The organism is Natranaerobius thermophilus JW/NM-WN-LF (genome assembly GCF_000020005.1).
In the GTDB taxonomy this organism is placed as follows: domain Bacteria; phylum Bacillota; class Natranaerobiia; order Natranaerobiales; family Natranaerobiaceae; genus Natranaerobius; species Natranaerobius thermophilus.
The window spans coordinates 2,008,504-2,019,902 of sequence record NC_010718.1; the positions used below are offsets into that span (position 1 = coordinate 2,008,504).

The following is an 11,399-nucleotide window of genomic DNA, read 5'->3' on the forward strand; positions in this document are numbered from 1 at the left end:
CAACTTAACAGACTCAATTTCTTCCTAACTTCATCTCTTATTTGATTATATCATTTATTATAAAATTTTTTCTATATTTCTTCCTGATTTGTTTTTCTTAGCAAGGGAAAAGTTAAAGAAACAGAAAAGTTTGGTAATATAAAAATAATAGTCCGGCTCTTGACCGGACTTGTTGTAATATCATCTAAATTAGATAAATTTAAAATTATTTTTTGCTAAATTAATAAAATATTTGATTATTTAATTCCCCGCTATACACATGCTCAGCTGGGCCAATCATATAAAGTTCTTCAGTATTATTATCCCAGTTGATAAAAAGCTTGCCACCGGGCAGTTCCACATATGCCATCCCATTACAAAAACCATTAATAGTTGCTGCTACTACTACCGCACAGGCCCCTGTACCACAAGCCAAAGTTTTACCTGCTCCTCTTTCCCAAACTTGTACTCGTAAGTGGTTCGAGCTTTCCACTTTCACAAACTCCACGTTAGTACCATAGGGGAATAGATCGTGCTTTTCAATAATAGGGCCTAACTCTAATAGTTGTTCTTCTGGAAGTAAATTTTGAACAAAAATTACGGCATGAGGAGGACCTGTAGAAACTTCAGTCAGATAATATATCCCATAAGGTGTATCTATCGGCCGTTGGCGAGCAATGTCATTTCTATCGTTTTTAACGGCTAAGGGTATATCAGAACTCTTCAAAAGGGGTTTTTCCATATTAACTTTAACAAGCTGTTCTTGACTTCCAACCATACCCGATAAATTAATTTCACCCATTAAGTCAAAATTTTCAACAATTTCAACTCTTTTGATTCCCGCAGTAGTTGCAATCGCCAATCGTTTTCCATCTGTCTCTTCTGTTTTTGCCAGATATTTAGCTAAGCATCGAATAGCATTCCCACACATTTCTGCCTCTGAGCCATCAGAATTATAAATTCTCATTTGATAGTCAGCATTTATGTTTGAATTCTTACAAGAAGAGTAAATGACTAGCCCATCAGCCCCAATTCCAAACCGACGGTCACATAGCCGTTTTGCCAGATCAGGATAATTTCTCTGAAAATCTTTCATCAAAATAAAATCGTTCCCCAAACCATGCATTTTTTCAAACTTCACTTTAGTTCCTCCTAAACCTTTCTGGGATAAGGTCATTTTGGATCACATCTTCTAAACTTTCTCGACGAACTATGAGATCAGCTTGACCTTGGTTTACTAACACCACTGCTGGTTTTGGTAGTCTATTATAATTACTTGACATGGAATAAGTATACGCACCACAGCTAAAAACGGTAAGTAAATCTCCAGGTGTTAGATTATCTACTAAATCTATATTTTGTAGGAGAACATCACCTGATTCACAGATTTTACCTACAACAGTATAACTATTATTATGAGGATAATTGGCCTTGTTTGCCACTACAGCAGAGTATTCAGCTCCGTAAAGAGCTGGTCTAATATTATCGCTCATTCCTCCGTCTACTGAAACATAATTTCTAATACCTGGTATTTCTTTAATGACTCCAACACGATACAACATGACACCCGCTTCTCCAATAATTGAACGCCCGGGTTCAAAAATTAATTTCGGCAATTCTATTTTAGAGTCTTTTGCCATATCCAGGATAAGTTGGGATATTTCATTCATAAGTGAATCAATATCTAATTTCGAATCATCACTTCGATATTTTATTCCCATACCCCCACCTAAATCCAGTTCCGAAATACTGTAATTATATATTTTTTGAATTGAAATTAATAATTCCATCATGGTTTTAGCAGCTAATCTATAAGGTTTACTTTCATTAATTTGTGAACCAATATGACAGTGTAGTCCTTGTAAATCAATATATGAAGATTTGATTGCAAAGTTTACAGCTTTCATTATATCGTCTTGACGTAAGCTGAAGCCAAATTTGGAGTCCTCTTGACCAGTTAATATATATTTGTGGGTATGAGCCTCTATCCCGGGTTTAACTCTAAAATAAATTTGGACCCTAGTACTCTTTTTTTGTGCTAACTTTTCAATCAGTTCAAGTTCCAAGAAGCTATCAACTACTATTCTTCCCACATTACAATCTAAGGCATATTCTAATTCTCTTGAGGTTTTATTATTTCCATGAAATAACAGCTTGTCCCCAGGAAAACCAGCCTGAACCGCTGTAAATAATTCCCCTTCCGAGACTACATCAAGGAACAAGCCTTCTTCTTCAACTATTTTACAAATGGTTGTTGACAAAAAAGCTTTACCAGCATAAGCCAATTCAGTTGTAGGATAATATTGTTCTAAAATTCTTCGATATTTTCTACATTTATTCCTAATATGTTCTTCATCTAATATATTCAAAGGTGTATCATATTGTTGAGCTAATTTTACTAAATCACAACCACCTATTTCCAAATTTCCATCTTCATTGATTATTACTGATTCTGACATGACCACTTATAATCACAACCCTTTTATTTTTAAAACTAATCCTATCACTGTTTTTTAATATTTGTCAATAAAACAACAAATTATCCTTGACAGTAAATAGTTTAGAAATAGTATAATAATGTTGAATCAAATATTCGCCAAGCAGGGGTGCCTGAATTCAGGCTGAGAAAGGCCAGTACCGCCTTACCCTTTGAACCTGCTCTGGTTAGTACCAGCGTAGGGAGCTTGTATTGACTAATATCCAAATTAGTCAAGTCAAACTCACCTACTTATGCAGGGTGAGTTTTTTTAATCTAATCAATAATTTACGAGAGTTGAAAATCTTGGAGGTGACAAAATGACAATCAAAGTTAATGGAGAAACAAAACAGGTTTCGGATAATTTAACGGTAAACCAACTTTTTTGGGAATTAAATTTAAAATCCCGCGGTAAAATTGTGATCTTAAACAGGGAAGTAGTTCACAAAGACGAATGGGAAAAGACCCAATTATCAGAAGGTGACGAAATTGAAGTATTAAGTATGGTTGGAGGTGGTTAATTTGTCTAATGACATTTTGAAAATTGGCGGTAAAAAATTAACAAATAGGCTGATTGTGGGCACTGGCAAATTCCCTAGGAAAAGTCTGATTCCACAAGTTTTAGATAGTTCCGGCTCTCAGGCTGTTACAGTTGCTTTAAGGCGCGTTGATTTAAATTCCGATGATGAAAATGTCCTGGATTATATCAATCAAGACTGTATTTTGATGCCAAACACCTCAGGAGCTAGGAATGCAGAAGAAGCAGTAAAAATTGCTCAAATAGCACAAGCTGCTGGATGTGGTAATTGGGTAAAAATTGAAGTTATTAAAGACCAAAAATACCTTTTACCAGACAATTCAGAAACTTTAAAAGCTTCAAAAACCCTAGTGGATGAAGGGTTTAAAGTCTTTCCTTATGTTAGTCCCGAGTTATCAATTGCCCAGGAAATGGAGCAAATTGGAGTTGAAGCTGTAATGCCCTTAGGAGCACCTATTGGTACTAATAAAGGGCTTGAAACCCGTGAGCTCATTAAAATACTAATATCTGAGATAAATTTACCTATTATTGTTGATGCGGGTATCGGTCGGCCATCTCAAGCGGCCGAAGCTATGGAACTAGGCTGTGAAGCTGTGCTAGTAAATACCGCTATTGCTACGGCTGAAAACCCAGTTTTAATGGCAGAAGCTTTCAGTCAAGCTGTCAAGTCGGGAAGGAAAGCATATTTATCCAAAGCCGCACCCGTGAAAGAGACTGCTGAAGCTTCTTCACCTTTGACTGGTTTTCTTCGAGACGAAAATGGGGAGGGATAAGTAATGAGTTTTAGAGATTTTATTAAAAAATACCAACAGCTAGACTTTCAGCAAACTTTTCAAGATATCACTCCCCAAAGGGTTGAAACCGCAATTTATAAAGACAATCCAAACTTTAGAGACTTTTTAGCCATGCTATCGCCAGCCGCAGAAAATTACCTGGAAGAAATGGCGCAAAAAGCTAATCAACTCACCACAAATTTTTTTGGAAAAGCTATCGTTTTGTATGCTCCCATTTACGTTAGTGATCATTGTGATAATAACTGCCTTTATTGTGCTTTTAAAGTAGATAATCAGTTTCAAAGAACTACTTTAAGCCTTGAAGAAGTTGAACAAGAAGCCCAAGCTATCAGCCATACTGGTCTTCGCCATATATTGCTTTTAACTGGTGAATCTAAACCACATGCACCCCTAGATTATATAGAAAAATGTATTGATATTTTAAAAAAATACTTTTCTTCTATAGCTATAGAAATCTATCCATTGACAGCCAAAGAATATAAACAGTTAATTGACAATGAAGTTGATGGACTTACAATCTACCAAGAGGTTTACGACGAAGATATTTATCAACAAGTTCATAAAAGCGGCCCAAAACGCGATTATGATTTTCGATTACTAGCCCCGGAACGCAGCCTACAAATGGGCATGAGAAGGGTTAACATAGGTGCATTATTTGGTTTGGGCCCCTGGAGGCAGGAAGCTTTTTTTACTGGTCTACATGCTTGGTACTTATTAAATCATTATCCGGAAGCTGAAATTTCCATATCTTTTCCCCGCTTAAGACCTTTTGCTGATGAAACCTTGGAATATTATAGAGTTGCGGATAAAAACTTGGTTCAAATGATAGTAGCCACAAGAATTTTTTTACACAGTGTGGGGATCAATATTTCTACTAGAGAAAGCCCTGATTTAAGAGAAAATCTGCTTCCCCTAGGAGTAACTAGAATGTCGGCAGGAGCTAAGACAGCTGTAGGAAGCTATTCCGGTGTAGAAAATAGCGAGTCTCAGTTTCATACCGCCGATGAACGTTCAGTAGTAGAGATCAAAGGTATGTTAATAAATAATGGTTATCAACCGGTATTAAAAGACTGGGAATTAATTTAGATTAGGGAGGGTTAATTTAATGACTACTGGAAACAAAGGATTAAATACAGATATTTATGCTATTACGGCCGAACCCTTTTCCAGGGGAAGAGATAATATTGCAGTGGTCAGTAAAATGCTCAAAGCCGGAATAAAAACCATTCAGTACAGGGAAAAAGATAAAACACCCAGAGAAAAGCTTACACAGTGCAAAAAGATCAGGGAAATGACCAGAGAAGCAAATTGTAAACTGATTATTAATGATGATATAGATATCGCACTACTAGTTGGTGCAGACGGAGTTCACGTCGGTCAAGATGATCTACCAGTTAATCAGGTAAGGAAATTAGTGGGTGATGATATGATTATTGGACTTTCAACCCATTCTCCCGATCAAGCCAAGGAAGCGATTTCATTAGGTGCCGACTATATTGGAGTAGGGCCTGTATTTGAGACAAATACAAAGGAAGATGTTCAAAAACCAGTAGGACTTGAATATGTTGATTACGTTTCGACTAACCTGAATATCCCTTTTACTGCCATTGGTGGTATTAAACGCAACAATATTCATTTAGTTAAGGAAAAGGGAGCTTCATGCTTTGCCATTGTTACCGAGATAGTTGAAGCCCCAAATATTCCTGAAAGAATTCATGAGATTCGATCAATTATTCATTCATAAACAAGAACAGCAAATAACATCCAGGTATTAGTCCAAATAGCGCCAATATCAAAGGCAGAGCAGCTGGCACTGTATTAACAAAATTATCACAGGACCAGCTGCTCGATATTTTGTATTATACGACAAGCTATTAAAAGATAAATTGTATCTTACTTAGTTAAAGTCTCTGTTATACTCCGTTGTTGACAGTTGCAACATCAACATTCAACTTAACACAACCTAGTTAAAAATTGTTGCTTTTTGTCCTATATTTCAATCCATTAACTTGAAAATAATCCATTTTACTTATACTATATTCTTCTCCCGTACTAGCATCTATTAAAATATAGTAATGTTCATCATTTCTCATTACTGGGAATCTCCAGTACAAGCTATCAGAGTAACCAAAGACCAGCTGACCGTCACCTACTAATTCATTTTCTGGATTCAACCGTTCCTTGGCTTCTTGGTCAGTATAATTTTTCTCGAGTTCCATTAGAGTATTCTCAACTTCCTGAATATCTTCGGTAGCCAAGCTATAAGCATTAAATCCTTCAATAGTTCCATCACTCAGTGAAATCGTGATAGATACAGTAGCAGTTTGTATTAACTTTCCATCTATTGTTTTACGGTATAGTACTAACAACTTGTCCTCATCTTTCTTTAACCCCTCTAAATTAAGATTTTGAGGAGATAATGACACATTATTTTCCAAAAATTGTTTAGCTTTAGCCATGGCTTTATCTTTTTCGAATTTGTCATTTTTCTCCTTGTCTTTTTTATCTGCCATGGATTCCTGTTCTTCTTCAGTCTGAGTATCTTCCAAGCGATGAGCTAAAACTTCATCATTTACATTCAAGGTCAACTCTAATTTGTTACTATTATTTTTATACCGAATTTTATATTGTTGTGGTCTAGGCCCTCCAATTAGATTGAGTCCATGATATTCATAATTTTTTAAATCAATTTGGCCTTGAAGGTGTTTTTCGGCTAATCTTTTTGCTTTATCTTTTTTTTGTTCTTCCAGTTCAGAACTGCTAAGTGCCTCTTCTATCTGCTCCTTTTCTGCCTGCAGCTTTTCTTCGTATTCATCGTCTTTCTTTGATTTAATATAATGATAATCGTATAAATCTTTTTCAATCCGCTCCGCTAAATTATCTATAAGATTGTCAACTTGTTCTTGATCACCATCAGAATAGCTTTCAGATAGATTAATAAACATTTCCTTCAGTTCATGATACTCTTCTAATACTTGATTGAACAACTGTTTTCGCTCTCCACTTAAATCTTCATCTTCAATCCAATCTGTTAAGAGCATGGTATTATAAACTAATCTATCTATTTCTCTCCTAATAAGGCCAAACTCCTGATTAAATGTATGATAATAAGGAATGTCTCTTATCGATGTTTCAAACTCTTTAGCTCTTTCATCCATTTTATTTAAATACTTATTTTGATTGTCACGATCGCCAGTTACCAGGGCAAATTGGCCATTTTGCACCACTTGATCCAGATTTATAATGCTGTCATTTAAGTTATTGTTTACACGACTTGCTATTACACCTTCAGCTTCTTTTAAATCTTGATATATTACATATACAGCTATCAAAGATATAATAACTAAACCTAATAAAATTATATTAAATATACTGCTTTGAGTAAGTTTTTTGATTAATTGCAATTTTTCACACCTCCGGTCATGCAAACTTTATCCCGAAGGTTACCCTTCGGGATAAAGTAATATTGCTATTACATTATTTCATTATTACTTAATTTCACAATGGCTAAAAACAATATTCCCATCAGCATCTTCGATTTTTAAGTTACATTCAGAACAGTTTAGGCCGACTTTTCCATCCTTGGACCTATCTTTAATACGCTGAAATTCTTGTTCATCAATCCAGCGTTCTCCATCATGATCTTCTTTTCCATGACAGTCCATGACTAGCAAATACTTTTTTTCCGACATTTTTAACACCTCCTTACTAAAAGTCTAATGCTATCTAATTTATTTAAACTCATTAGTATGAACTCTAATAAATTTTTATTTAATTTACTCAACTACAAATCTGATTTTTGTTTCATATAGAGCTGCTTGGTCCCCGGCATCTGAAAGAGCATCGGATATCAAAGTATTTACACTGCCACCTTTTCCGATCCATAAGCCCTCATACATATAAACCGTATCTGTTCTTAGCTCTGGATCAAATTTTATTTTTACAGATAAGGTGCCTTTAGGAGAAGCGATCTTTATAACTGAGTTTTCTCTTAGTCGATACTTAGCAGCTATTTCGGGATTGATATATAAATAACCTGGTTCATCTTGGCTTCTGTCGATAAAGTGCTGGGAATGCAACGAATCTCTATGATGTGGTGTTAAAAAGTAAAAATCATAATTCGTCATATTGTTGTTTTGATAATCAGTGTAAGTTGAAAAGGGTTGTGAATATCCGGGTATTGGACCCAATCCCCATTCTTGGGCCTTTTTAGAGTAAAGTTCATATTTTCCACTAGGTGTTAAAAAGTTTTTATCAGCCCATGGTATTGTATCCGGCTCATTAATCCGTTGGGGCTTTTCTTTTAACTTTTCCAAGCTAATTCCTTTATACTTTTCCAAGGGTTTGATAGCTTGCTTTAACCACTGCTCAGCCTCCTGTTCAGGAAATTCAGTTAAATTAAGTTTATCTGCCAAGCTTGTGAAAATGTCAAGTTCGTTTTTAATATCGTATTCAGGTTCAATTATTTTAGGACCATAAGAAACATAATTGTGTCCCATTGAAGTAAAATACAAATCTTCTTTTTCCATGAAATTAGCGCAAGGCAAAACTAAATCAGACTGTCTGGCTGTATCTGTCATAAACATATCTATAGTTACCTTAAAGTCTACCTTTTCAAAGGCCTGATACATTCTATTGGTATCGGGAGCTTGTAGAAAAGGGTTAGATTTGGTAATAAACATCATATCTATAGGTGGATTATTTTCCTCTAAAATAAAGTTAGCTAACTTGGCTTTAGGAAATGTTCTATGGTTCCTATCAATATCTCCACCAAATACTGAATCATCTATATAATTAACTGCCTGTTTATTGGCATAATTTGCACCACCACCGGCAATTCCAATATTACCTGTAATTGCAGCCAAGGCATCAATTGCTCTTACAGTATTGGCACTATTTGTATAGCGTTGTATACCGTATCCAATCATAATTGCAGCTGGCTTTTGTGTAGCATATAATTCTGCTAATTCCTCAATTTTTCTCCTGTCTATACCCGTTTCCTTTTCAGCCCAATCAATTGTATAAGAAGTGAGCAACTCCTTAAACTCTTCAAAACCTTTAATATGATTGTCTATAAAAGAGTTATCCTGAAGGTTATTTTTAATAATATGGTTGGCCATAGCTAGTGCCAGGGCACCGTCAGTACCGGGTTTAATAGAAATATGCTCATCGGCTTGCCTGGCGCTCTTTGTTTTTCTCGGATCTATGGCTATAACCCTTGTTCCTGTTTTTCTCGCTTTTTGTACATAATTCATCTGATGTATAGCCGTATCTGCAGGGTTTCTGCCCCATAGGAGAATGGTTTTCGAGTTTAGTACATCACTATAGTCATGACTAAGACTCATCCCAAAATCTATATTTTGGGCTTCCATACCAGCACTCCAGCAAAGACTTCCTACAGGTATCGTGACATCACCAATTAAATTAAAAAAATAATTTTCAATACTGCTTAATAAACCGCCATGACCCGAATCAGTATAATACATTAGTCGTTTACTATCTTGTTCGCGAATAGCTGATATTTTGGATGTGATTAATTCAAAGGCTTTCTCCCATGTTATTTCCTGCCATTCATCCTCATGGGTTTTAACCATGGGTGAAGTCAGTCTATCATCTCGATATGTTCGCTCCAGATGCTTTTTCCCCTTAGAACAAATAAATCCTCGGGTAATTGAGTGCTCTCCGTCCCCTTGTATATTAATTACTTCACCTTTATCTACAGTAACTTCCAAGCTACAAGCATCCCAGCAATCCAATGGACAAGTACTTTTGTAGACTTGAACCAAATAAATCACTCCATTTCTTCCAGTTGTTTTTCAACTGTTTATTCATAATTGTTTTGTAATAAGATTTATTCTGTAAACATAAAGACAAATCCTTCATAATCAAAATTATATAATTGCAATTAATACTGTACTTTGATAAAATTCAATCCACCATCAATTAACTATAATAAGTCTTACATACTTGGTTAAGTCAATCGAGTAGGTAGAAGCCACAGTAATTAGCTGTGGCTTCGTTCCTCTCACAGAACCGTGCTTACGGGCCACGTACACGGCTCCTAGTAGACCTCGATCACTTTCTAAAGTGATGCAAAATACCAACTTGATAGGTACTAATATTAATTAGACCTATCTCGTCAAACCACTTATTGGGTAGTGCTAAACTTATGAGAGGACTTGATGAGTTTCTCCATTTATTCATGGAGATTTTCTCAAATTCCCCTTTGTAGCCTTTTCTGCGAAGAGTTTTGTGTAGTTGTTTCCAACTTTTCCATTCTCGCATTTTCTTCATCCTAAGTCTTCTTCTAATCCATTTCATTAAGTTCTCAAATTGTTTCTTACAATTGGCTATTCGGAAGTAATTTGCCCATCCTCTTAATACTGGATTTAGCTCTTTTATGATTTCGGATAGATTTCTACCATGATTTCTTGGTGTAAGAGTTCTGACTTTTTCTTTGAATTTCTGTATCTTTTCAGGCTGGATGGATATGTTTTGACTCCTTATGATAACTCCTAGGTAGGGAACACCTTTGCGGTCATTTGTTATGTGAGTTTTCTCTTTATTAACTGTTAGTTTTAATTCGTCTTCTAATATTTCAGTAGCTATATCTTTATATCTTTTCGCTTGTCTTGGTGTGTAGGCGAATATTAAAATATCATCGGCATATCTTACTATTCGGATATTGCGACTCTTCATTTCTTTATCAAATCTGTCTAGGTAAATGTTGGTTAGTAGTGGTGAGATCACTCCACCTTGAGGGCTCCCTATTTCTGTGTCTTCTATGGCTCCATCTTCCATTACTCCGGACTTCAAAAATTTCTTTATTAATTTGAGAACACTTCCATCACTAACTTTCTTGGCTACTTCTTCGATAATCAACTCATGGTTTAATTTATCAAAGCATTTAGATAGGTCCATATCTACTACATGTCTTAGATTGTATTTATTAATGAACTGTTCTGATTTAGCTATTGCTTTGTGACATGAGCGATTAGGCCTGTATCCGTAGCTTGACGGGTGGAAGTCTGGATCAAAAATCGGTTGAAGTATATTTAACGTTGCTTGTTGGACTACCCTGTCTTTTACGGTTGGAATCCCTAATGGGCGAGTACTTCCATCTGGTTTGGGTATCTTAACTCGCCTCACAGGTTGTGGTTTGTATGCGCCAATTTTAAGGTCATGATGAAGGGTTTCCAGATTTTCTTCTAGGTTGGAGCCATAAGCCTCCACGGTTACCTGATCTATGCCGGGTTTACCTTTGTTAGCTCTGACCCTGCGGTAGGCGTCTTCTAGATTCTTTTTGGAATAAATCTTGTCTATTAAACTGTACCATTTCTTCATCAATTGCACCTTCTTTCGCTGTGTGCCTTCCCTCTTTCTACACTTTTAGTTGTGGTTTCTTTGAACGTGCTTAACGGTGTCTCTAGCTCTTTGGCAATCTTACCTATCAGGGTACGCTCTACTTCCACTAGGCGGACGGTAAAGCAAGTAAGCTCGTCACCACCTGACTTTCCGTTCCCTTTAGCATTTCAGCTTCAGTTTTCTTCCTACCTAAAGTGTCTACTCGAGTTCTTGCTACACTCTTTGGTCTACTTTCACCCCTTCACAC

Annotated in this window: 10 protein-coding genes and 1 riboswitch; of the genes, 4 read left to right on the forward strand and 6 right to left on the reverse strand. The window is 36.0% G+C overall.

What is annotated here, in order from left to right; all coding sequences use genetic code 11:
* Positions 1-220: 220 nt before the first annotated feature.
* Positions 221-1,120 (reverse strand): diaminopimelate epimerase, encoded by a 900-nt coding sequence (gene dapF / locus NTHER_RS09685; RefSeq protein ID WP_012448346.1) that lies wholly within the window; start codon positions 1,118-1,120, stop codon positions 221-223.
* Position 1,121: 1 nt separating this feature from the next.
* On the reverse strand, positions 1,122-2,438 hold the full coding sequence (lysA, locus tag NTHER_RS09690; RefSeq protein WP_012448347.1) for a diaminopimelate decarboxylase: 1,317 nt from the start codon (positions 2,436-2,438) through the stop codon (positions 1,122-1,124).
* Positions 2,439-2,571: 133 nt separating this feature from the next.
* A riboswitch (TPP riboswitch) is annotated at positions 2,572-2,678 on the forward strand.
* Positions 2,679-2,775: 97 nt separating this feature from the next.
* On the opposite strand from lysA, the gene thiS reads away from it, so the two are divergent.
* Genes thiS through thiE form a run of 4 tightly spaced genes read left to right on the forward strand, consistent with a single transcriptional unit; the run spans position 2,776 to position 5,531 of the window.
* Entirely contained in the window at positions 2,776-2,976 is a 201-nt protein-coding gene (gene thiS, locus NTHER_RS09695) for a sulfur carrier protein ThiS (RefSeq protein WP_012448348.1), read from the forward strand.
* A gap of 1 nt (position 2,977) precedes the next feature.
* Positions 2,978-3,766 (forward strand): thiazole synthase, encoded by a 789-nt coding sequence (locus NTHER_RS09700; RefSeq protein WP_012448349.1) that lies wholly within the window; start codon positions 2,978-2,980, stop codon positions 3,764-3,766.
* 3 nt (positions 3,767-3,769) lie between these two features.
* Positions 3,770-4,873, forward strand: coding sequence for a 2-iminoacetate synthase ThiH (gene thiH / locus NTHER_RS09705; protein WP_012448350.1), 1,104 nt, complete (start codon positions 3,770-3,772; stop codon positions 4,871-4,873).
* A gap of 19 nt (positions 4,874-4,892) precedes the next feature.
* Positions 4,893-5,531: a thiamine phosphate synthase gene (gene thiE / locus NTHER_RS09710; protein WP_012448351.1), complete on the forward strand. Its 639-nt coding sequence runs from the start codon at positions 4,893-4,895 to the stop codon at positions 5,529-5,531.
* A gap of 223 nt (positions 5,532-5,754) precedes the next feature.
* On the opposite strand, the gene NTHER_RS09715 is transcribed toward thiE, so the two are convergent.
* From NTHER_RS09715 to ltrA, 4 genes are all read right to left on the reverse strand, one after another.
* Positions 5,755-7,191, reverse strand: coding sequence for a hypothetical protein (locus NTHER_RS09715; protein WP_012448352.1), 1,437 nt, complete (start codon positions 7,189-7,191; stop codon positions 5,755-5,757).
* An 84-nt stretch (positions 7,192-7,275) separates the two neighbouring features.
* Entirely contained in the window at positions 7,276-7,479 is a 204-nt protein-coding gene (locus NTHER_RS09720) for a hypothetical protein (RefSeq protein ID WP_012448353.1), read from the reverse strand.
* Between the two features lie 84 nt (positions 7,480-7,563).
* Entirely contained in the window at positions 7,564-9,573 is a 2,010-nt protein-coding gene (locus NTHER_RS09725; protein ID WP_012448354.1) for a molybdopterin-containing oxidoreductase family protein, read from the reverse strand.
* A 289-nt stretch (positions 9,574-9,862) separates the two neighbouring features.
* Positions 9,863-11,131, reverse strand: coding sequence for a group II intron reverse transcriptase/maturase (gene ltrA, locus NTHER_RS09730; RefSeq protein ID WP_012447437.1), 1,269 nt, complete (start codon positions 11,129-11,131; stop codon positions 9,863-9,865).
* Between the last annotated feature and the right edge of the window lie 268 nt (positions 11,132-11,399).

What these genes read in the sequence shown, in the direction of transcription:
- lysA (WP_012448347.1), bottom strand. Translation starts at nt 2,438, where the DNA reads ATGTCAGAATCAGTAATAATCAATGAAGATGGAAATTTGGAAATAGGT.
- thiS (WP_012448348.1), top strand. Translation starts at nt 2,776, where the DNA reads ATGACAATCAAAGTTAATGGAGAAACAAAACAGGTTTCGGATAATTTA.
- thiH (WP_012448350.1), top strand. Translation starts at nt 3,770, where the DNA reads ATGAGTTTTAGAGATTTTATTAAAAAATACCAACAGCTAGACTTTCAG.
- thiE (WP_012448351.1), top strand. Translation starts at nt 4,893, where the DNA reads ATGACTACTGGAAACAAAGGATTAAATACAGATATTTATGCTATTACG.
- NTHER_RS09720 (WP_012448353.1), bottom strand. Translation starts at nt 7,479, where the DNA reads ATGTCGGAAAAAAAGTATTTGCTAGTCATGGACTGTCATGGAAAAGAA.
- ltrA (WP_012447437.1), bottom strand. Translation starts at nt 11,131, where the DNA reads ATGAAGAAATGGTACAGTTTAATAGACAAGATTTATTCCAAAAAGAAT.